General features: G+C 69.1%; 21 protein-coding genes (1 of these 21 only partly in view). 12 read left to right on the top strand and 9 right to left on the bottom strand.

Annotated features, from left to right (window positions below; genetic code table 11):
• A protein-coding gene (locus E5F05_RS10755) for a hypothetical protein (RefSeq protein ID WP_129118626.1) crosses the window boundary here: on the top strand, positions 1 to 164 show its 3' portion. Its footprint begins 259 nt before the window's first position; the window shows 164 of its 423 coding nt (coding positions 260–423); its start codon lies off the left edge, out of view; the stop codon is at positions 162 to 164.
• A gap of 573 nt (positions 165 to 737) precedes the next feature.
• On the opposite strand, the gene E5F05_RS10760 is transcribed toward E5F05_RS10755, so the two are convergent.
• From E5F05_RS10760 to E5F05_RS10770, 3 genes are all read right to left on the bottom strand, one after another.
• Positions 738 to 1,703, bottom strand: coding sequence for an alpha/beta fold hydrolase (locus E5F05_RS10760; RefSeq protein WP_129118627.1), 966 nt, complete (start codon positions 1,701 to 1,703; stop codon positions 738 to 740).
• Positions 1,704 to 1,960: 257 nt separating this feature from the next.
• Positions 1,961 to 2,758: an IS5 family transposase gene (locus E5F05_RS10765; protein ID WP_129118628.1), complete on the bottom strand. Its 798-nt coding sequence runs from the start codon at positions 2,756 to 2,758 to the stop codon at positions 1,961 to 1,963.
• 75 nt (positions 2,759 to 2,833) lie between these two features.
• Positions 2,834 to 3,733 (bottom strand): alpha/beta hydrolase, encoded by a 900-nt coding sequence (locus E5F05_RS10770; protein WP_129118629.1) that lies wholly within the window; start codon positions 3,731 to 3,733, stop codon positions 2,834 to 2,836.
• Positions 3,734 to 4,126: 393 nt separating this feature from the next.
• On the opposite strand from E5F05_RS10770, the gene E5F05_RS10775 reads away from it, so the two are divergent.
• Together E5F05_RS10775 and E5F05_RS10780 are read left to right on the top strand one after the other, a co-directional pair.
• A complete protein-coding gene (locus tag E5F05_RS10775; RefSeq protein WP_129118630.1) occupies positions 4,127 to 4,828 on the top strand; it encodes a histidine phosphatase family protein in 702 nt (233 codons plus the stop codon).
• Positions 4,829 to 4,934: 106 nt separating this feature from the next.
• Complete coding sequence (locus tag E5F05_RS10780) at positions 4,935 to 6,179, top strand: lycopene cyclase family protein (RefSeq protein WP_129118631.1); 1,245 nt, start codon at positions 4,935 to 4,937, stop codon at positions 6,177 to 6,179.
• Positions 6,180 to 6,208: 29 nt separating this feature from the next.
• Here E5F05_RS10780 and E5F05_RS10785 read toward each other — a convergent pair whose 3' ends face one another.
• Positions 6,209 to 6,694: a RidA family protein gene (locus E5F05_RS10785; RefSeq protein WP_129118632.1), complete on the bottom strand. Its 486-nt coding sequence runs from the start codon at positions 6,692 to 6,694 to the stop codon at positions 6,209 to 6,211.
• A 103-nt stretch (positions 6,695 to 6,797) separates the two neighbouring features.
• Here E5F05_RS10785 and E5F05_RS10790 point away from each other — a divergent pair, with 103 nt between their 5' ends.
• From E5F05_RS10790 to sdaAA, 3 genes are all read left to right on the top strand, one after another.
• Complete coding sequence (locus E5F05_RS10790; RefSeq protein WP_129118633.1) at positions 6,798 to 7,010, top strand: hypothetical protein; 213 nt, start codon at positions 6,798 to 6,800, stop codon at positions 7,008 to 7,010.
• Between the two features lie 536 nt (positions 7,011 to 7,546).
• A complete protein-coding gene (sdaAB, locus tag E5F05_RS10795) occupies positions 7,547 to 8,212 on the top strand; it encodes an L-serine ammonia-lyase, iron-sulfur-dependent subunit beta (RefSeq protein ID WP_129118634.1) in 666 nt (221 codons plus the stop codon).
• A gap of 114 nt (positions 8,213 to 8,326) precedes the next feature.
• Positions 8,327 to 9,217, top strand: a complete 891-nt coding sequence (sdaAA, locus tag E5F05_RS10800; protein WP_129118635.1) for an L-serine ammonia-lyase, iron-sulfur-dependent, subunit alpha — start codon at positions 8,327 to 8,329, stop codon at positions 9,215 to 9,217.
• Positions 9,218 to 9,229: 12 nt separating this feature from the next.
• Here sdaAA and E5F05_RS10805 read toward each other — a convergent pair whose 3' ends face one another.
• The 3 genes from E5F05_RS10805 to E5F05_RS10815 are packed head-to-tail and all read right to left on the bottom strand — an operon-like array spanning position 9,230 to position 10,854.
• Positions 9,230 to 9,790 carry a Uma2 family endonuclease gene (locus E5F05_RS10805; RefSeq protein ID WP_129118636.1) on the bottom strand — a complete coding sequence of 187 codons (561 nt, stop codon included), beginning with the start codon at positions 9,788 to 9,790 and terminating at the stop codon, positions 9,230 to 9,232.
• A gap of 36 nt (positions 9,791 to 9,826) precedes the next feature.
• Positions 9,827 to 10,513, bottom strand: coding sequence for an HAD family hydrolase (locus tag E5F05_RS10810; protein WP_129118637.1), 687 nt, complete (start codon positions 10,511 to 10,513; stop codon positions 9,827 to 9,829).
• Positions 10,510 to 10,854 (bottom strand): histidine triad nucleotide-binding protein, encoded by a 345-nt coding sequence (locus E5F05_RS10815; protein ID WP_129118638.1) that lies wholly within the window; start codon positions 10,852 to 10,854, stop codon positions 10,510 to 10,512. The genes E5F05_RS10810 and E5F05_RS10815 overlap by 4 nt, the downstream gene beginning before the upstream one ends.
• A gap of 48 nt (positions 10,855 to 10,902) precedes the next feature.
• Here E5F05_RS10815 and E5F05_RS10820 point away from each other — a divergent pair, with 48 nt between their 5' ends.
• A complete protein-coding gene (locus tag E5F05_RS10820; RefSeq protein WP_129118639.1) occupies positions 10,903 to 11,895 on the top strand; it encodes an SDR family NAD(P)-dependent oxidoreductase in 993 nt (330 codons plus the stop codon).
• A gap of 104 nt (positions 11,896 to 11,999) precedes the next feature.
• Here the strand turns inward: E5F05_RS10820 and nadE are convergent, their stop codons facing one another.
• A complete protein-coding gene (gene nadE, locus E5F05_RS10825; protein WP_129118640.1) occupies positions 12,000 to 12,866 on the bottom strand; it encodes an ammonia-dependent NAD(+) synthetase in 867 nt (288 codons plus the stop codon).
• Between the two features lie 147 nt (positions 12,867 to 13,013).
• On the opposite strand from nadE, the gene E5F05_RS10830 reads away from it, so the two are divergent.
• The 5 genes from E5F05_RS10830 to E5F05_RS10850 all read left to right on the top strand — a co-directional run bounded on the left by E5F05_RS10830 (position 13,014) and on the right by E5F05_RS10850 (position 20,078).
• Positions 13,014 to 14,393, top strand: a complete 1,380-nt coding sequence (locus E5F05_RS10830; protein ID WP_129118641.1) for an MFS transporter — start codon at positions 13,014 to 13,016, stop codon at positions 14,391 to 14,393.
• Positions 14,390 to 15,850 (top strand): nicotinate phosphoribosyltransferase, encoded by a 1,461-nt coding sequence (locus E5F05_RS10835; RefSeq protein ID WP_129118642.1) that lies wholly within the window; start codon positions 14,390 to 14,392, stop codon positions 15,848 to 15,850. The genes E5F05_RS10830 and E5F05_RS10835 overlap by 4 nt, the downstream gene beginning before the upstream one ends.
• The gene (locus E5F05_RS10840) at positions 15,847 to 16,755 is read left to right on the top strand and encodes an adenylyltransferase/cytidyltransferase family protein (protein ID WP_129118643.1); all 909 of its coding nucleotides are present in this window, start codon (positions 15,847 to 15,849) and stop codon (positions 16,753 to 16,755) included. Before E5F05_RS10835 ends, E5F05_RS10840 begins: the two co-directional genes overlap by 4 nt.
• Before the next feature lie 734 nt (positions 16,756 to 17,489).
• Entirely contained in the window at positions 17,490 to 18,974 is a 1,485-nt protein-coding gene (locus E5F05_RS10845; RefSeq protein WP_129118644.1) for an MDR family MFS transporter, read from the top strand.
• A gap of 183 nt (positions 18,975 to 19,157) precedes the next feature.
• The gene (locus E5F05_RS10850; protein ID WP_129118645.1) at positions 19,158 to 20,078 is read left to right on the top strand and encodes a ferritin-like domain-containing protein; all 921 of its coding nucleotides are present in this window, start codon (positions 19,158 to 19,160) and stop codon (positions 20,076 to 20,078) included.
• Positions 20,079 to 20,131: 53 nt separating this feature from the next.
• Here the strand turns inward: E5F05_RS10850 and meaB are convergent, their stop codons facing one another.
• A complete protein-coding gene (gene meaB / locus E5F05_RS10855) occupies positions 20,132 to 21,082 on the bottom strand; it encodes a methylmalonyl Co-A mutase-associated GTPase MeaB (protein ID WP_164973441.1) in 951 nt (316 codons plus the stop codon).
• Positions 21,083 to 21,136: the final 54 nt, after the last annotated feature.

Raw genomic sequence — 21,136 nt, forward strand, 5'->3', positions numbered from 1 at the left:
CGCGCGGGAAGTACAGCCTGCGCGACCTGACCTGGGTGGCCAGCGCGGTGCTGCGTGACGGCGCGACTATCGTCGAGGAGGTGAAGAATCAGACGGGTCACAGCCAGGCAGCCGTGCGGCTCCGGCTGCGCCGTCTCGAGGTTCGTTACCCGGCAGGACCGTAGGCACTACGCCCCGCGGACCGGGTGAGAGACGGGGAACGGGACGCCGTCCAGCAGGGCTTACATGCCCGCGCAGATATGCAACTGACCTAGAACATCTGGGACTCTCGCTCGCCCCACTTCCGGCCCTCTTCCGGGGTCCCAGGGTGGTCGGCGGGTCGCCTGGCAGCACTCTTGCCCAGGCACGGGCTGGGGAGTGGGCCGCCCCGGGGGGCCTCCGGCCGCTGTGAAGGCCGCCACCTGTCTCCCAGCTCCCGGTGCGGTCACCCGGGGATGTGTCAGGGAAGGGATACCGTTAGCGAAGTCCGGGGGATGCCTCAAACGCATAGCTGACGCACTAGACCGATGACCCAGCCCGCCAACAACACGCCTGTTATCGACTTCGCCAACGGCAAGTAGGGCGCGGGGGAAAAACAGAACTTCCCGCCCGCGTACCCCCTCTTCCCAGCGCTCCGCGCCGACCCTCTGCCAGCAGCTCTACGGGTCTCGCGCAAGGGGCGAGGGTGAAGAGGCCTCCCGGAAGATGACCGTATTTCCTCCCGCGAGCTCCTTATCGCTTCCCTGACACACCCCCCTCTAGGGCAGCTTGATGCACTCTCCACCGAGCATTTCCTCAGGCTGGCCGCAGGCGGGCAGGAGGGTATTCCCCCGAACGCTGTCATAAACCTTCCGAATGGATTGAATCACCAGCTCAGGCTGCTCCTTGTGGATGTAGTGCCCACTGTTTTTTGCCACGATGAGCTGAGTATTGCTGGAGATCGTCGCGTTTTTCACTTGCAATTGGTGCCACAGCGCCTGGAAGGCCGCGCTGATCGGCGTTCCAGGCGGCAGAAGTTCCTTCCCATGTTCGAGGACCACGGTCGGCATCTTCCCGAACGGCCCCAGAGGACGTACTTCATCGGCACTCCGCCGGAGCAGCAAGCCCTCTTTGGGGACCATTTCCATACTGGCTTCCTCACGCAGGGCACCGATGATCGCCGCCTCGCCCTCTTTCTGCGGACCGACGAGCTGGAGGACGCGGTCGAACTGGTCAGGGTTGGAGGTATCCACCAGCACGAGGCCCTTCACGTCCTGCGGGGCCTGCTGAGCAAAGAGCCTGGCCGTGAATCCCGAGATGGAATGTCCCACGTAGATATAAGGACCAGGAACCTTGGCATTGCGGAGCAAGGCTCTCAGTTCGGAAACCACAGTTCGGGTCGTCCGTGGGCGTGGCCCCGCTTCGCTCTTGCCCAGGCCGGAACGGTCATAAGCACAGACACGGGTGAACTGGGCGACCCCTGCCTGCACCTGGCCCCACTCGCTGCTGTCACCCCCCGCGCCCGAGTCCAGGAGGACAGTCGGACTACCACGGCTCTTCCCCATGCAGGAGATATACAGCCGATGTGTCCCCACGCTCACCAGTGAGTTGACTGGGACGGAGACAGCCTGCGGGGGGGGTGCGCCCGCACCTCCGGCTGAGGCAGGAGCCTGGGACCCGATCAGAAGGGCCAGACTCGTGAACAGCAGACATAAGCGACGGGGGCCAGGAGCTGCATTGTCCATGAACAATAGTAACGTCTCGCCCTGGAGGGGGGTGCGTCAGCTTCCTGATACCGTTGGCGAAGTCGGCGGGCGAGGCGCACACTGAGCGATGCTACGTCCAGACCCGCTCGGCCCCGTTCCCGAAGACACAGCTCGTATCGCCTGTGCGGCCTTCCGGCAGGGCAACCTCTACCTCAAGCTCCGAGACGAGCTGGGCGTGCTGTACACCGACGAGGATTTCGCCGCGTTGTTTCCAGCGCTAGAGACTGGGGAGGAGACTATCCAAGAAAGGGCTTGGATTTTGCCAGGAGCAGAACGCAGGCCGCGAGGAAATGAAAGCCGATCAGGGTGGAGGACAGGCGTTCGAGGTGACGTCCGAGGCGACGAAAGCGGGATAACCAGGCGAACGAACGCTCCACCACCCAGCGTTTGGGGAGCAGGACGAAGCCACGTGAAGCGTCCAGACGCTTCACGACCACCAGTTCGATGTTGCTCTTCCGAGCGGCCTCCAGGGTCTGTTCGCCGGTATAGCCCTGATCCACGAAGGCCACTTCCAGCATGCCCCCGGTGATCTCCTGTGCCTCTCGACACAGCTCTGCGACCTGAGCGCGATCCTGTTCGTGAGCGGGCGAGGTCAGCAAGGTGAGGAGGTGGCCCAGGGTATCGACTACCAGATGCACCTTGGTCCCCTTACGCTTCTTGGCACCGTCGAAACCAGCACGGTGTCCGCTCTCCGGGGTGCTTTGCAGGGTGCGGCTATCGATGATGATCGCGGAGGGTTCCCCTCCGCGTTGCTGCTGAACCCGGCTCAGAAGCCGCAGATCATGCACGGCGTTTTCGAAGCAATGCGCCTCGAACCACCGCTTCGCTTGTGCCCGAACAATGTCTTCGGGTGGAAAGTCATGGGGAAGATAATCCCACTGTGCCCCTGTGCGGCCCAGCCACAACAGCGCGTTCAGAACCTCTCGCAGCGGATATTTGCGTTGTGGTGCGTCCTCTGGAACCAACGCCAGATAGGGCAGCAGGAAGTGGTAGGTAGCGTCGTCCACATCGCTGGGATAAGCGCACCGTGTCACCCACTCATTCTGACCTTGGCAGAGCGAGTTCCTTCAATTTGGATTGCCTTCAACCCAGCCTCTAAAGCGCCCCGCTCACTTCAGCCGGTGCGCCTCGATAAAGTCGATCACCTGTTGCCGAGTCCCCCCCAGGAATGTCAGGGGCCGGGCGAGGGCGGCGGCAATCGTGATGTGGTTGACGCGCGGCAGCACCGTGCGGGTGACCGGCACTCCGGCAGCTTTCAGTGCCGCTTCCATATTCAGGGCGTTCTGCGGGTGAACGGTGGTGTCGTTGGCGGCGACCAGCAGCAGGTGCGGGGGCGCGTCCCGGCGGACGTGGCGGTCAGGCATCACCTCGTCGGGGGTGCTGCCCTCGGGAAAGGCGACGCGGCTGGGGTACTGCCGGAAATCGTAGGAGTACGGCCCCGCGATGCCGATCACGCCGCGCACGGCACTGATCGGCACGCCCGCCTCGCGCAGCCAGCGTTCGTTGTCCACCGCCTCCACCGCGTTGAAGGCGCCCGCCGAGTGTCCCACCACGAACAGGTCGTCGGGGTTTCCGCCGAAGCTCTTCGCGTGGTCGCGCAGCCACTTCAGGGCGGCGGCGGTGTCCTGCACGTAGGTCGGGTAGCGGTTCTGCGGCGCCAGGCGGTAATTCATCACGCCCGTCACGTACCCCGCCCGCGCCAGGCTCTCCCCGACGAACTTGTGCCCGGCCTTGTCGCCGCCCTGCCAGGAGCCGCCGTGGACGAACAGCACGACCGGGGCGTTTGTGGCGTCTGTCGGGGCGTACACGTCGAGCAGGTTGCGGTCATAGGGCCCGTACCGCTGATCGGTGACGACCTTCAGCCCCCGGGTGCTGATGGCGCGGTTCAGGGTATCCTGCGCGCCCGCGGCCGAGCAGGCGGTCAGGGACACGCCCAGGGCCAGCATGCCCAGGCCGAGCAGACCCAGCTTGAGAGGAAAGGTGCGACCGGAGAAGGGGGAACGGGACATGCGCGCAGGCTAGCGGCGCCGTGTGGTGGCCCGGCGTGCAAGGGGCACACTCGGGCTTGAGGCGGCCTTGACCTTGCGGGGTGAGGGGTGGGGCGCACAGGCAAAAGGGAAGCGGGCGGGCCGAGTCCCTTGAGCCGCGTGTTTTGAAAGCCGGACGAAATTCATTTGAGCGGAAAAAGGCCGTCAGAGTCGGTGGCTCTGGAATGCATAGCGGCTTTCCCTGGCATCCAGCTATGCACGCATAACCGCCACCTCCCTTGAGCATTTGGTCGTCCCTGACGCAAGTTGCCCCAGGGCTGTTCCGGCTGGAGGTCAAACTGGGACCGGAAAATGCCGATCTGGTCATGAATACTCAGACTTTCGTCCGGCTTTCAAGCGTGTTAGCTTGCCCGGATGCGTCTGCTCCTGATCCGCCACGGACAATCCAGGAACAATCACCTGACAGGAGCACCGGACTACCTTCAGGGAAGGTTGGCCGATCCACCCCTCACGGAGCGAGGCCATCAGCAGGCGCTCCGGCTGGCGGACTGGGCCACCCGGGACGACTTCTGTCAGCGAATCACGCATCTCTACACCAGCCTCACGATCCGCGCGGTGCAGACGGCCGCGCCACTCGCCCAGGCGCTGGGGCTGAAGGCGCGCGGCCTCACCGAAGCCTACGAGTGCGGTGGTCTGAACAGCGGCCCGGCTGGAGGATTCACCCCTGTTGCGGGCCGCGACCACGCCTCACTTCAGGTGGACTGCCCGGCGCTCCTCTGGCCGGAGGACCTCTGCGGCCAGGTCTGGGATGGAGGCTGCGAACCCTGGGAACAGGCGCGCTTTGCCGCACGGGCGGCCAGCGTGACGGCCCGGCTGCGGAGAGTTGCGGACGAGGCAGACGTGATCGCCCTCATCACCCACCATGATTTCGCGCAGTATCTCACCTCCGACCTGCTTGACCTGCCTGCGCTGAGCGGTGAGGCGCTCACGTTCCGACTGAACAATGCGGCCACCGCCTGTATCGAACTGGGCCTGGACTCTGCTGGAACGGAGCGTCGCCTGTTGCACTGGTTCAACCGTGTCTGTCACCTGACGCCCGATCTCATCACGCTTTGACGACAGGGGTGCGGAGCTTGCCGCGTTCCGGCTGCTCCCTCGCCACTCTCCCTTCCGTGTGCATGCCTCCACTCCCGGTTCACCCCCACACGCTAGCCTGCGCGGCATGCCTGCCGCCTCCCCAGCGACGGACGCCCTGGTGGTGGGCGGCGGCCCGGCGGGTCTGGGTCTGGCGGCCGAACTCGCCGCGTGTGGGTTGCGGGTGTGGCTGGTCGCGCCCCACCCGCCCCGGCCCTTCCCGGCCACCTACGGGGCCTGGCTGGACGAACTCCCCGCCTGGACACGTACCTGCCTGGCCGACGTGTGGACCGACGTGCGCGCGTACACGGGTGAGCGGCCCACGCCGCTGCTGCGCCCGTATGCCCTGCTGGACAATGCCCGGCTGCTGGAGACACTGCTCGCCCGCGCCGGAAGCGGCCTGACCTGGACCGTCGGCACCGTGCGCGGGGCAACCCGGCTGGAGGAGGGGTGGGAGGTTCACGGTGCGGGCGGCGAAACCTGGTATGCCCCGGTGGTCGTGGATGCGGGCGGACACGTGGGGAGCCTGTCCCGGCCCCGGTATACCGGCGGGGCGGCCCTCCAGACGGCCTTCGGGATCGTCGCGCACTTTGATCGGCCGCCTGCCCCGCCCGGCGCGATGGTCTGGATGGACCACCGTGCGTCCCACCTCGCTCCTGCGGGTGTGTCTGCCGCTCCTACCTTTCTGTACGCCATGCACCTGGGCGGTTCCCGCTATCTGGTGGAGGAAACCAGCCTGATCGCCCGCCCGGGTCTGCCCCGCGCCCTGCTGGAGCGGCGACTGCACGCCCGCCTCGCCGCGCAGGGGACGCCCCCCCGCGAGGTGGAGCGGGAGGAATGGGTGGCCTTCCCCATGAACGCGGCGGCGCCCTGCCCCGGTCCCATCCTCGCGTTCGGGTCGGCGGCAGGGCTGGTTCACCCCGTCAGCGGCTTTCAGGTGGCGGGCGCCCTGCAAGACGCGCCGGAGGTCGCGGAGGCGGTGGCAGGGGCTCTCGCCGGGCATGACCCGTGGGCCGCCGTGCAGGCCGGGTGGACGGCCCTCTGGCCCCCGGAGCGCCGCGCGGCCCGCGAGGTCGCCCTGCTGGGGGTGGACGCGCTGCTGGCGCTCCCGGGTGACCAGCTTCCTGCCTTCTTCGAGGCCTTTTTCCGGCTGCCTGCCCGTGAGTGGCGGGCCTTCCTGGCCCCCCACACGGACGCGGGAACGCTGGCCCGGACCATGCTGAGGGTGTTCGCGCACGCGCCGAACGCCGTCCGTGCCCCCCTGGCCCGCGCGGCTCTCGGGCAAACGGGCGTGAGTGGGCGGGCGCTGAGGGCGGCGGTGCGTGGGTTTTGATGAATGCCCGGGTCTGAGTTCCGCCCGACCTAAGCCTGCCGCACCAGCACCGCCGCCTCCACCTCTACCGGGATATTCCAGGGCAGTTCGGCCAGGCCGACGGCGGACCGGGCATGCTGGCCGACCTCGGGGCCGAACACCGCCAGGATCAGCTCGGAAAAGCCGTGGATGACCCCGGGAAGGTCGGTGAAGCCGGGCGCGGCATTGACCATCCCGTGGACCCGGCCCCAGGCCGCGATCCGGTCGAGGTCGCCCAGCGCACGCTTCAGGCTGCCCAGCATGGACAGGGCCACCAGCCGTGCGGCCTCCCGCGCCTGCACCGGACTCACCCCGGCCCCCACCTTACCGAAGGGTCCGGCCAGGGAACCGTCCGGCGCCTGCGGCCCGTGTCCCGAGAGCAGCGCCCGCTCGCCCACGATCCGCACCGCCACAAACGGCAGCGCGGCTCCCCCCGGGGCTTGCAGTGGCGGTGGCAGGGTCAGGCCGAGATCGTGGAGCCGCGATTCGATCTGCATGGGCCGAGCATACCGGGTGGCCGCAACAGCTCCGGGTCAGCGGATGAACGCGGCCTTGGCCTCCCCACATCCTCCCGCAGTGCAGCGCGCGTCAAGCTCAGGTATGACGGACCGACAAGCCGAGGACCAGACGCCCCAAACCAGCCAGTTGGACGTGTCCGGCGCCGACCAGCAGGACTCCGTCGGCACGGTGAACCCGGCGGGCCTGGACAGCGATCCCCAGCGAACCGAGCTGGAAGAACTGCGCGCCACCCTCGCGGACATGACCCACGAGGAAAAAACGCGGCTGGAGGAGGTCGAGGAAGGGGAACAGTAGCCTCCTCCCCAGACGCTTGATGGGCAACAGAAACTTGCTGTCTGAGATGGGCTTTTTTCTTCCTCCCCCCTTGCAGGCTGGGTGATGCAGATAAGTCTCTCATGTCTGCAAAGGCTGGGGTTGCTGTTTCGTTCGGGTCGCGCCGGGAAGGCGTTTGCGTTCCCCCCTCCCAGCCTCCCCCGCAAGGGGGGAGGAGCGAAAAACGCCGTGTTTACCGGTGTTACTTCTTTTATGAGTGACATGCGTGCATCACTCAGCCCCTTGCAGGGGACCGGTACAGCTCGCACCGCTTGAGGCTGGGCCTCGCAGAGCTGTTTGCAGAGGGGGGTGTTGGGCGAAGCCCGCTTCCGTGCCAGACGAGAAAAACGGTTCCGCGCGCCCTGCTCGCCTGACCTATAAGGCACATCAAGCGTAGAGGTGAGAGGGCCAGGACACCGACCTTCAGAAAGGGAGGAGATACGTGGCTCCTTCCTGCTTCCCGCGTTGCCGTCCTCCCGCCCCGGACACGCCCAGATGGAGTTATCTATACTGATTTCATGTCCCTGCTCGACATGATCGGCCCCGTGATGATCGGGCCGAGCAGCAGCCACACGGCGGGCGCCTGCCGCCTGGGTCTGGTCGCCCACCACCTGCTCGGGGAAGCCCCGCGCCGCGCGGTGATCGGCCTGCACGCCTCCTTCGCCAAGACGGGGCGGGGCCACGGTACCCACCTCGCGCTGGTGGCGGGCCTGCTGGGCTTTTCTCCCGACGACCCCCGCCTGCCTCACGCCTTCGAGGAGGCCCAGGCGGCGGGCCTGAGCGTCGAATTCAAGGACGTGGACCTGGGGGACGTTCACCCCAACACCGCCCATATCGATCTGCACGGCGACACACAACACGTGACCGTGCAGGGCAGCTCGACAGGGGGCGGCGTGATCCAGGTGACCCAGGTGCAGGGTCTGGGCGTGAACTTCAGCGGCGCCAGCCCCACCGTCCTCCTCCGCTACACCGACGCGGTGGGCATGATCGCCCGCATCGCCACCACCATCGCCGCCGACGGCGTGAACATCGCCGCCCTCACCTGCACCCGCGAGAACCGCGGCGGCCAGGCCCTCCTCGCCATCGAACTCGACGCGCCCCTCAGCGAACAGGCCCTCGCCTTTTTCAACCACTGGCCCGATACCAACTGGGTGCGGCTGCTGCCCAAGTTGATGGATGGGTAGCGGCTGGCGCCGCTGTCTCAAGGTCTGACGGTCAAACCGTCTCCCCGCCGGACCGCAGCTTTTGCCTTTAGACAGTCAGACCGTTAGACAGTTAGACCCTCCGCAGGAGACTCCATGACCCTCGAAGAACTGATGAACGCCCCCGCTCCGGCCTCCGCCTGGGTGCTGGCGCAGGACTGCCAGGAAACCGGGCTGAACCCCGAAGACATCCGCGCCGAGATGGCCCGCCGTATCGGGGAGATGCGCGCCAGCATCGAACGCGGCCTCAAGAGCGACGCCAAAAGCATCACCGGCATGGTGGGCTGGAACGCCAAGGGCCTGTGGGACGCGCCCGACGTGCTGAATGCCCCGCTGCTGAGGCGCGTGCAGGCCTACGCGATGGCCGTGAACGAGGAGAACGCCCGGATGGGCCGCATCGTCGCCGCGCCGACGGCGGGCAGCGCGGGCACCATTCCCGGCGCCCTGATCGGCGTGGCCGACCACCTGGGGATTCCCGACGAGCGGCTGGTGGACCCGCTGATTCTGGCCGCCGGGGTGGGCAAGGCGATCAGCAAGCGCATGTTCATCTCCGGCGCGGCGGGCGGCTGCCAGGCCGAGATCGGCTCAAGCGCCGCGATGGCCGCCGCCGCCGTCACCGAACTGCTGGGCGGCACGCCACGCGCCTGTGTCCATGCTGCCTCCCTCGCGCTGATGAACACCATCGGCCTGGTGTGCGATCCGGTGGGCGGCTACGTGGAGGTGCCCTGCGTGAGCCGCAACGCCTTCTACGCCGTTCACGCCATCAGCGCGGCGCAACTGGCCCTCGCGCAGCTCGAATCCTTTATCCCCCCCGACGAGGTGCTGGGCGCGATGGCCTCGGTGGGCCGCATGATGCCCCCCGAACTCCGCGAGACGGCGGAAGGCGGCCTGGCGCAGACACCGACCGGGCTGGCCGTGACCGCGCGGATGGAGGGGAAGGGCGACGGGGAACTGCCCGGCGGGATGGTCGAATTGCCGATGGCATGACAGGCCGTTCTCTTACAGCACGCCCCGGTACATCTCGTCCAGCGTGAGGGTGCGTCCCAGGCAGGGCACCTCCACCTGTCCCTCCCCGCGATGCTCGCGCATCTGCCAGCCCCCGTCCGTGCGCTGGTACTCCACCACATGCCGCTCGTCCTGCGAGACGATCAGGTAGGTCTGGAGGGTGGGAACCGCCGTGTACGTCTGGTACTTGGTGCGCCGGTCGTTGTGGGCCGTGCTGCCCGAGAGAACTTCCACGAGGAGGCAGGGCGAGGTTTCGTAGTAGCGGTCGGGTGGCTCGCCGCCGCACACCAGCATCACGTCCGGGTAGAAGTAACTCTTGCTGCCGGGGCTGTAGAGCTGCATGTCGGACTGGTAGAGGCGGCAGCCCTGGCGCATGGCATCGGGGTAGAGGTGCCCGCCAATGTTCATGCTGATCCGCGTATGTTCCCCGCTCGCCCCCGCCTGGGCATGCAGCGGGTACACGAACCCCCCCACGTATTCCCGCTTGTAGGGACTCTCGCGCTCGGTGCGGAGATATTCGGCCTCGCTCATGGCCTTTGGAGCGGTGTCCGTCATGGGTCATCTTACGGCGGGCGGGGGGGGCAAGGCCCCTCACACCGGCACGCCCACCCCCAGCGCCTCCCGCAGTTCGGCATGCGTGCCCAGCACCCGCGCCGCCCCCGCTTCGAGCAAGGCCTGAGCCCCATCCGGGTGGACGTGGCCGCCCGCCAGCAGGCCCCACACCGTCGCGCCTGCCGCCACCCCCGCCGTCAAACCCGTCACGCTGTCTTCCACGACGAGGCAGCGGGCCGGGGAGACGCCGAGTGCCGCCGCCGCGTGCAGGTACAGGTCCGGCAGGGGCTTGCCCCGCCCTCCCACATCTGCCGGATGGTAGGCGTGCTGGCCCACCAGTTCGCTCAGACCCGCCGCCGCCAGTTTCAGGTGGAGCCTCTCGCGCAGGCTGTTGCTGGCGACGGCGAAGGGGAGGCCCGCCGCTCTCAGCGCGCGCAGGGTATCCGCGGCGCCCTCGATGGCAGGGGTGGCCGTGAAGGCCCGGGCCAGCCGGGCGTCCAGTTCGGGCAGAAAGTCCCCCGGCTGCTCCCAGCCGTGTTCGGCGCGCAGCCAGTCGAAGAGCGCCCGGTGCGTGCCGCCCACCGCCCGCGCCATGAAGGCGGCCCGGTCCAGCGTCAGCCCGTGTTCGGCCAGCAATTCGACCCAGACGGTATTGCCCAGCAGTTCGCTGTCCACCAGCACGCCGTCCAGATCGAAGAGGACGGCGTCAAAGGGCCGCCCGCTCACTGGACGTCGCTCTCCGGGCTGCCGTCCCACCCCGCCAGGATGTGGATGTGGGTGTGGAAGACCAACTGCCCGCCGCCCGGCCCGCAGTTCACGACCATCCGGTAGTCGCCCGCGTGCTGCCGCGCCACCTTCACGGCGGTCAGCCACAGGTCGCCCATCTCGATGGGATCGGTGATCTCGTCCACGCGGGCGGTGACCTTTTTGGGGATGACCAGCAGGTGAATCGGCGCTTTGGGCGCGATGTCGCGGATGGCAATGTAACGGTCGTCCTCGTACACCACGTCGGCGGGCAGCTCGCGGGCGATGATGCGCTCGAACAGGGTCGGTGAAGGGTTGGTCATGCCTTCACTTTAAGGATTCCTGGCGGCCGGGACAGGCACACTCAGGGTATGCGACTCCCGAAACGTCTGATGCTGGCGGCTGGCCTCAGTGCCCTCGCGGCCCGGCGTGTCCTGAAAGCGCCCTATGACCTGGGCGGCAAGAGCGTGCTGATCTCGGGTGGCTCGCGGGGTCTGGGCCTGGCCCTCGCCCGCGAGTTCACCGCGCGCGGGGCGCGGGTGATGCTGCTGGCCCGCGACGAGGGCGAACTGGCCCGCGCGGCGGCGGACCTGCGGGCGGAAGGGGCCACCGTTCACACCGTCACCGGTGACGTGACCGTGAAGGCCGACCTCCTGCGGGCCGTTGAGGAAACCGCCCGCGTGTACGGCGGCCTGGATGTGCTGGTGCACAGTGCGGGGCTGATCCAGGTGGGACCGCTGGAGAACATGACCGAGGAGGACTTCCGCGAGATCATGGAGGTGAACGCCTTCGCTGTCCTGGGCCTGACCCGCGCCGCCCTGCCGCTGCTGCGCGCCGCGCGGGGCCGCGTGCTGATCGTCGCGTCCATCGGCGGGAAGGTGGCGGTGCCCCACCTCGCCCCCTACTCCTTCAGCAAGTTCGCGGTGACGGGGCTGGGCCAGGCCCTGCGCGCCGAATTCGCCCGCGAAGGCGTGGGCGTCACCACCGTCTGCCCCTCGCTGATGCGGACCGGCAGTGCCCGCCACGCGGAAGTGAAGGGCCAGCAGAAGAAGGAATACGCGCTGTTTGCCACCCTCGACAATTTCCCATTCGTATCGTTGGATGCGGACAAGGCCGCCCGCCGCATCGTGAACGCCCTGCGGCGCGGTGACGCCGAGGCGATGATCGGCGGCCCCGCGCTGATGCTCCGTTACGCAGAGGCCCTCGCCCCGCAGCTCACCGCCGACGTGATGGCCCTCACCAACCGCCTCCTGCCCGGCCCGAGCACCAACAATCAGGGCGTGCTGGGCGCGAGCGTCGAGACGGCCATTACCCGCGACAATCCCATCAAGCGCGAGGCGGAGAAGGAGTGGAACGAACGTTGAGCGCCGGTAAATTTCCGGCAAAAGCGGTAAGAAGCGTCTAACCGTCGAACGGTCCAACGGCCAGAGAGGCCAGAGAGGCCAGAGCAAGACGAGGCTTCGAGCGGTTAGACCTTTTGACCGTTAGACCCGCTTTCGTGTGAGGTCTGTTCCTCAAAGGGCCACCCGTCAAAAGGCGTGATCGGCAGCGCCCGCTTGTGCCGGGTGGCGAGGTACAGCCTTTCCAGCCTCGCCGCCGCTTCCGGGGATACGTCGCGGCCCTCCAGATAGGCGTCGATCTGCGGGTAGGTCACGCCCAGCGCCGCCTCGTCAGGGAGGCCGGGGCGGTCGTCTTCCAGGTCGGCGGTGGGCACCTTGCGCCAGGTGCTTTCCGGGGCGCCCAGGAACGCGAGGAGCTGCGCGCCCTGCCGCTTGGTCAGGCCGGTGAGGGGCGTCAGGTCCACGCCGCCGTCGCCGTACTTGGTGAAAAAGCCGGTCAGCGCCTCCGCCGCGTGGTCGGTGCCCACCACCAGCATGTTTTCCTGCCCGGCCAGGGCGTACTGCGCGACCATCCGCTCGCGCGCCTTGATGTTGCCGCGCACGAAGTCGCGCAGTTCTGTGCCCAGCGCCTCCGCTGCCGCTGCCGCGCTCGCGTCCGCCGCGGCCTTGATGTTCACCGTCACCGTCCGGTCGGGCCGGATAAAGGCCAGGGCGGTCTGCGCGTCGGCCTCGTCGGCCTGCACGCCGTAGGGGAGGCGCACCGCGAGGAAGGCCGCGTCGCCGCCCCCGGCCCGGACCCGTTCGGCGGCGAGCTGGGCCAGCCGCCCGGCCAGGGTGCTGTCCTGCCCGCCGCTGATGCCCAGCACGAAGCCCCGCGCGGGCGTGCTCCTGAGGTAGTTCACCAGAAAGGACACCCGGCGTTCGACCTCGGCCCCTGGGTCGATCTCGGGCTGCACGTGGAGTTCCTGGCGGATGCGGTCGCGGAGGGTGGACATGGGGGGAGTATTTCATGGGGTTTCGCCGCGGGGCTGGAGGGGCCGGGCGTCCTGAAGTCCGTCCTGAACTCACCGCGCCAGTTGCCCCCCTGTCCCTGAACAGGTTGCTGCCCCCTTGTGCTTCCTGTCACGTACACTCGCAACGTCATGACTGCCATACCAAAGGCTGTTCCCCTCGATGATGCGATTGACCGCCTGGGCCTGGGCCGCTTTCAGTGGCGGCTGCTGGCGATCTGCGGACTGACCTGGGCGGCGGACGCGATGGAAGTCCTCCTGATGGGCTTCGCGCTGCCGGGCATCAGCGCCGCGTTCGGACTGGCGCGGGGGTCGGCGGACGCCACCTGGCTGCTGACCGCCACCTTCGCCGGGATGCTGGTCGGCGCGGTGTTCTGGGGCTGGCTGGCCGACCGGGTCGGACGGCGGGCCGTCTTTCTGACGACCGTCTCGCTGGGGGTGGTGTTCGGGCTGGCTGGCGCCTTCGCGCCGGGGGTGACGTGGTTGCTCGCCGCCCGCTTCCTGACGGGCTTTGCCATCGGCGGGACGCTGCCGGTGGACTACGCGATGATGGCCGAATTCGTGCCGACGGCGTGGCGGGGCCGTTTTCTGGTGTACCTCGAAAGCTTCTGGGCGCTGGGGACGGTGGTGGTGGCGGCGCTGGCGTGGTGGCTGAGCACCCTCTTTGAACCGGCCGAGGCGTGGCGCTGGCTGCTCGGCCTGGCCGCACTGCCGGGCGTGGTCGGTCTGCTGGCCCGACTGGGGATTCCCGACTCGCCGCGCTCGCTGCTGGTGCGGGGGCGGGAGCCGGAAGCGCGGGGGGCCCTCCTGCGGGTTGCGCGGGCGAACGGGACCCTGCTCCCCGACGCGCCGCTGCTCCCACCTCCGCCCGCCCCACGTGCGACGCCCGCCGCCCTCTTCCAGGGAGTGCTGCGCCGCCGCACCGTGCTGCTCGCGCTGGTCTGGTTCGGCCTCAGCCTGGGGTACTACGGCATCTTCTCGTGGTTGCCGTCGTACCTGCGGGCACAGGGGCTGGACCTCGGGGCGGTCTACCGCACGACGCTGCTGCTGGCGCTGGCGCAGCTTCCGGGGTACGTGCTGGCCGCGTATCTGGTGGAGAAGGTGGGGCGGCGCGCCACGCTGGTCGGGTACCTCGCCGTGTCGGCGCTGGGGGCGTACCTCTTCCTGCTGGCCGGGACGCCTTCCGCGGTCCTGCTGACCTCCGCGCTGCTGTCGTTCGCGCTGCTGGGGGCGTGGGGGGCGCTGTACGCCTACACGCCCGAACTGTTTCCCACACCGCTCCGCACGACCGGCATGGGCTTCGTGAGCGGCATGGCGCGGCTTGCCAGCGTGCTGTCGCCCAGCGTCGGGGCGCTGCTGCTGACCGGGCAACTGGGCGTGGCCCTGACCCTCTTTGCCGCCTGCTTCGCCGTGGCCGCCGTCTGCGCCTGGGGGATCGGGGTCGAGACACGCGGGCGGAAGCTGCCGGAGACGCTGATGCCGGAGACTGTGTTGCCGGAGAATGGCGCATGACCGCGACGGCCTCACCCCCCGCCCCATCGGCCCTGTTCACCGACCTCTACCAGCTCACGATGATGCAGGGCTACTTCGCCTACGGCCTGCACCGGGAGGAGGCGGTCTTCGACCTGTACTTCCGCAGGCCGCCCTTTCACGGGGGCTTCGCGGTGTGGGCGGGACTGGAACCGGCCCTGGACCTGCTCGAACGCCTGCGCTTCACGGGGGGCGACCTCGCCTACCTGGAGTCGCTGGGCCTCTTCAGGCCGGATTTCCTTACGGCGCTGCGCGGCTGGAAGTTCACGGGGCGCGTCACGGCCTTCCGCGAGGGCAGCGTGGTGTTCGCGCACGAACCGCTGCTGACCGTTACCGCGCCGCTGTGGGAGGCGCAACTGGTCGAGACGGCGCTGCTGAACACCCTCAACTTCCAGACGCTGGTGGCGACGAAGGCCGCCCGCTGCGTCCTGGCGGCGGAGGCGAGTCCCCACGGCGGCCAGATCGTCGAGTTCGGGGCGCGGCGGGCGCAGGGGCCGAACGGGGCCGTCAGTGCGGCGCGGGCGGCCTTTGTGGGCGGCGCGGTGGGCACCAGCAACGTGGAGGCCGGGCGGGAATTCGGCCTGCCCCTGACCGGCACGCATGCCCATGCCTGGGTGGAGAGCTTCCCCGACGAACTCGCGGCCTTCCGGGCCTACGCCGCGCTGTACCCCGACAGCACCACGCTGCTCCTCGACACGGTGGACACGCTCCGCAGCGGCCTGCCCAACGCGCTGACGGTGGCGCGGGAACTGCGCGCGGCGGGCCATGAACTGCGCGGCGTGCGGCTCGACAGCGGCGACCTCGCGTACCTGTCGCGCCGGATTCGCGCGGCGCTGGACACGGCAGGCTTCCCAGAAGTAAAGATCGTGGCAAGCAACGACCTGTCCGAATCGGTGATCGCCTCGGTGATCGCGGAGGGCGGCCGGGTGGACGTGTACGGCGTCGGCACGCAACTGGCGACGGCGGGCGGCGAGGGCGGCGGGGCGCTGGGCGGCGTCTTCAAGCTCGCCCAGCTCGGCGGCGTGCCCAAGATGAAACTGACGGGCGACCCCGCCAAATCCAGCCTCCCCGGCGTCAAGCAGGTGTGGCGGGCTGTAGGCGAGGACGGCGAGTACGCCCTGGACGTGCTGACGCTGGGCGGAGCGCCCCGCGAGGGCGAGCGCGTCAGCGATCCCACCAACCCCCTGCGCTTCTCGCGCCTGCCCGGCGGCCTGACCTGGCAGAACGCGCGTGAGGTGGTGCTGGAAGGCGGGCGGCGCACCGGCACGCCGGAGACGCTTCAGCAGGCCCAGGCCCGCGCCCGCGCCGACCTCGCCCGGCTCCCGGAAGGCACCCGCCGTGCCCTCAACCCCCACATCTACCGGGTGGGCCTGGGGGACGACGTGGCCGGGCTGCGTGACCGCGTGGCGGAGGCGTTGCGCGCGCACACGGGGGCATGAGCGCACCGCTCGCGCCCGCCGCCGTCTTCGTGGGCCGCTTTCAACCGCCACACGCGGCCCACGTGGCGACCGTCCTGCACGCCCTGAAGCGCGCCTCCCGCGTGCTGGTCCTGCTGGGCAGCGCGAACCTCGCCCGCAGCATCCGCAATCCCTTCAGCGCACCGGAACGTGCGGCGATGTTCGGGGCCGCCCTGCGTGAAGCCGGGGTGCGGCGGGGCCGGGTGCTCTTCCGCCCCCTGCCCGACCGCTTCGACGCGGACCTGTGGGCGGCGGACGTGCGCGCCGCAGCGGCGGAGGTGTTCGGTCCGGAAGTCCCCGTCCTGCTCGTCGGCTTCGAAAAGGACGCCAGCACTTCCTATCTGCGCTGGTTCCCCGGCTGGGAACGTCTGCCCGCGCCCGAGGTGCCCGGCCTGAACGCCACCGACCTGCGCGCGGCCTGGCTGACCAGGCGGCCCCTGCCCGAGAGCGTGCCGCAGGCTGTGCGCGCCTTTCTGACCCGCTTTGCCCGGACGCCCGCCTTCGTCCGCCTGCAAGCGGAATGGGCGGCGGTGGAGACGGCCCGCGCGGCCCTTCCGCCCGGCGCCCATCTGCAAGAGGAACGCTGGCTGCACGTGCAGGCGGAACAGGTCTGGCTGCACACCCGCCGGGGCCCCATCGGGCACGGCCTGTGGGAACTGCCGGGCCGTGTTCTCCCGCCCGGCGAGCGGCCCGCTGTCCCCGCCGACGCGGTGTTCGACCACCCGGCCCGCGCCCTGGTCGCCCCGACCGCCGCGCACGTGTGGCTGGGTCCGCCGCCCGGGGTCTTTCCTTCCCGTCCCGTGCCACTCGCCCGCGCGCTGGCCCTGCCGCGCCGCTTTCACGAAGACCATCACGTGATCCTGACGCGGCTGCTGGGGAGGGTATGAGCCGAGGGGCTCCGGTTCTGCCCAGCGTTGGATACGGCCAGATGGTCAGCAGACATTGAGCAGAAGGTTGCGATTCGGATTCATTCTGTTGTAAACTAAATCCACAAGACGGATTTCGAGACTGAGCTGGTTTCTCCCGTCTCCTGCGTGCTTCCGGGCGCGCACCGCCCCCCCCATTCTCAGGAGAAGGCAGGAGGAAGACCTTGAAGGGCGGGAGCCTGACGTTCCAGTGCTGAGGGTCTGACCGAAAGGGAAAGGTGCCGCCGCGAACAGCAGCGGCTGAAGTCGCCGTGCCAACAGGAGGGAATGCATGACCCAGCAGGCCAGCAGGCAGCCCCACGCCCATCCGGAACCTTGCCTGAGCGGCACCAGCGAGCCGTTCACCTCAGCGCCTGACCTTCAGCTCAAGAAGGCCCAGAACATCTTCTGGGGGGAGTCGGGACGGCGGGCCTGTTCTCCTGGGGAGGCTTCCTGGGCTGAGGGACCGGCCTTCACCCGGCTTCCTGCCGCCGTGCGGGGAGGAGGCTGTAACGGACACCGGGCAGGTTCGTCCGACAGGCGCCTGCCCATCCGGGTTGACTCGGGTGATCTCATAGCCAATGCGGAGTGTGCCGTTTCCCTGCCCTGAACGCGATAGACCAGAGGGATGGCTCTGGGCCCACGGCTGTCCCTTCAGAACGCCGCCCCGAGAGGTGACTGAGGCCCGCCTCCCCAACAGGAAATGAGGTCAGACCTTGATACCCCCCACCCCACCCGCCCCCCTGTCCCCCCGCGACCGCGCCGTGATCCTGATTCTGCTGATCGCCACCTTCGTGGTGATCCTGAACGAGACGATCCTGAATGTGGCGCTGCCCCGGCTGATGACCGAGTTGCGGGTGGACGCCGCCACCGTGCAGTGGCTCTCCACCGCCTTCATGCTCACGATGGCGGTGGTGATTCCGGTCACCGGGTTCCTGCTGCAACGCCTGAGCACCCGCCGCGTATTCTTCAGCGCCATGCTGCTGTTCTGCGCGGGAACGCTGCTGGCGGGCCTCGCGTCCGGCTTTCCGGTGCTGCTGCTGGCCCGCATCGTCCAGGCCTCGGGGACGGCGATCATGCTGCCCCTGCTGATGACCACCGTCCTCACGCTGGTGCCGCCCGAGCGGCGCGGCGCCGTGATGGGCAACATCAGCATCGTGATTTCCGTCGCTCCGGCCACCGGGCCGACCATCTCCGGCCTGATTCTCCAGGCGCTGTCCTGGCGCTTCCTGTTCCTGTTCGTGCTGCCCATCGCCCTGGCGGTGCTGGCCTACGGGGCACGCGCGCTGGTGAATGTCGGTGAGCCGCGGCGCCTGACCCTTGATGTGCTGTCGGTGCCGCTCTCGGCGCTGGGGTTCGGCGGCGTGGTGTACGCGCTGAGCCGCGTCGGGACCACCCCGGCGGGGCTGGGGAGTCCGGCGGTCAGCGCCCCGCTGCTGGTCGGGGTCGTCAGCCTGGCGCTGTTCACCTGGCGGCAGCTCGTCCTGGGGCGGCGGGGCGCTCCGCTGCTGGACCTGCGGGCCTTCCGGTTCCCGATGTTCACGCTGGCCACCGTGCTGATGATGGTCGCCATGCTGGCCCTGTTCGGCGGCGCGATTCTGCTGCCCCTCTACCTCCAGAACATTCGCGGCCTGGGGTCGCTCCAGACCGGGCTGCTGCTGCTGCCGGGCGGCCTCCTGATGGGCCTGCTGGCGCCCGGCGTGGGGAAACTGTATGACCGCTCCGGCCCCGCCTGGCTGGCTCCTCCGGGTGCCGCGCTGCTGGCCTTTACGCTTTGGCGGCTGGGCAGCATTACGGCGGACACGTCCGTCTGGACGCTGCTGACCCTGCACCTCGTGCTGAGCGTGGGGCTGGCCTTGCTCTTCACGCCCCTGTTCACGAGTGGCCTCGGGGCGCTGCCGGTGCACCTCTACTCGCATGGCAGCGCCCTCCTGAGCACGCTGCAACAGGTGGCGGGTGGTGCCGGAACCGCCCTGCTGATCACGGTGATGACGGGCCGCACCGCCGCGCTCCTCCGGGACGGCGCCGCTCCGCTCCCGGCCCAGACGGCGGGTCTGCAAGCCGCGTTCGGTGTGGCGGCGGGCATCGCGGTTCTCGCGGTGGTCCTGGCCCTGTTCCTGCGCCGTCCCGCACCGGCTGCCGATCTGGGTGAACCACTGCCGCACCCGGAAGGCGAACCGGCGGCCCTCTCCACGTCCTGAAGTTGAAGTGGTCCGTCAGGCCGTCCCGCAGGTGGGGCGGCCTTTTCAGCGTGAGGGTGAACGTCGCCTGGCCCTTCTCGATGGGGGCGCTGGGGGGCAGGTCATCCAAACTCTTCCGGAGTGCATAGAGCCTGTTGAACCGGTCAGAACGCAGCCGCGCTGACCTTCACCGGAGGAACCCCTATGAGCCACGATCACGAGACGCCCGCCCCCCAGACCCTCGACACCCCGCCCCTCGACCGCCGCGCCGCCCTGGGCACGCTCGGCAAATTCGGCCTGGGCGTCGCCGCCTTCGGCCTCGCCGGGTCCCCCGCGCTGGCCGCGCCCGCGAAGGATATCGACGCGGACGTGCTGAATTTCGCGCTGAACCTCGAATACCTGGAGGCGGCCTTCTACCTGGCCGCCGTGGGCCGCGTCGACGAACTGCGCGCCATCGGCGGCGGGGCGGACATCCGGCTGCCGGAGAGCCTCGACCGCGCCCGGGGGATGCAGTTCAAGGACGGGAACGTGCAGGCCTACGTGCGCGACATCGCCGAGGATGAATTCCAGCACGTCAAGTTCCTGCACGCCGCGCTGGGCAAGGCCGCCGTTCCCCGCCCGGCCCTCGACCTCGCGGGCGCCTTCGACGCGGCGGGCCGGGCCGCGAGCGGGGGCAAGATCCGGGGCTTCAATCCCTACGCGAACGACCTGTTCTTCCTGCACGGCGCCTTCATCTTCGAGGACGTGGGCGTCACGGCCTACAACGGCGCGGCGACCCTCATCACCAACCCCGCCTACCTCCAGGCGGCGGCGGGCATCCTCGCCACCGAGGCCTATCACGCGGGCGCCATCCGCACCCTGCTGTTCCAGCACCGCTACGAACCGGCAGCGGCGGGCCTGTACGTCGGGCAGGTCGTGGACGCGATCAGTGCCCTGCGCGGCAAGGTCGGCGGCGGCAAGGACGCGGGCCTCAGCAACGCGCAGGGGGCCGTCATCGCGCCGACCGACGCGCACGGCGCGGCCTACCACCGCACTCCCCGCGAGGTGCTGAATATCGTGTACCTCGCCCCCGGCGCGCATATGGGCGGCTTCTATCCCAGGGGGTTGAACGGCAACATCAAGTAGCGGTCGGCCGTCAGCAAAAGAAGGGCTGCCTCAGCGAGGTACGGTCCTTCTTTTTATGCCTGGGTAGGGGAGAGGAGCCTCTGGACGCCCTGCACTGGCGTCAGATTGCCTGCCAGCACTTCCGCGCGCAGTGCCCGCAGCTTTTCCGTGTCCAGCCCGGCCTGAAACGCCCGCCACGCCGCCTCGCGCAGCAGGTCGTCGAACCAGAGGGCGGTCTGGGCGCGGCGTTTGGCGGCCACGTCCACCGCTTGCCGGTAGGCGCCCACCGCCTCCCACACCTGGGGGATGCCTGCCCCGGTCAGGGCGGAAGCCTGGAGCGCCCGCGGTCGCCAGGGTACGCCCTTCGGGGTCAGGAGTTTGAGGGCGGCCGTGAGTTCCGTCTGGGCGCGGGTGGCCGCTTTGGGATCGGTGTCCGCTTTGTTCACCACGCACAGGTCGGCCAGTTCCATGATCCCGCGCTTGATGCCCTGAAGCTCGTCCCCGGCGTTGGGCAGCGCCAGCAGCAGGAAAAGGTCGGTCATGGCCGCCACTTGCGTCTCGGACTGGCCCACGCCGACCGTTTCCACCAGGATCACGTCATAGCCCGCCGCCTCGCAGAGCGTGATCGCCTCGCGGGTGCGCCGCGCCACCCCGCCCAGCGTGCCGCCGCTGGGACTGGGGCGGATAAAGGCGCCCTCGTGGACGGTCAGCCGGGGCATCCGCGTCTTGTCGCCCATGATGCTGCCGCCGGTGCGCGCGCTGCTGGGGTCCACCGCCAGCACGGCGACCCGGTGCCCGGCGTCGGCCAGCCAGGTGCCCAGTGCCTCGATAAAGGTGCTTTTGCCGACCCCCGGTACGCCCGTCAGGCCCACCCGCACCGACTTTCCCGCGTGGGGCAGGACTTCGGCCAGCAGCGCCTGCGCCTGCGCCTCATGGTCGGTGCGGGTGCTTTCGCTGAGGGTGATGGCGCGGGCGAGGGCGCGGCGGTTGCCGGAGAGGAGAGGGGCAGCGAGGGGGTGAGGCATAGGGAAGGCGGCGGGGCAGCGTACCTCCGGCCAGCTTAGCGCCACGGCGGTGTA

This window comes from Deinococcus metallilatus (genome assembly GCF_004758605.1).
Classification (GTDB): domain Bacteria; phylum Deinococcota; class Deinococci; order Deinococcales; family Deinococcaceae; genus Deinococcus; species Deinococcus metallilatus.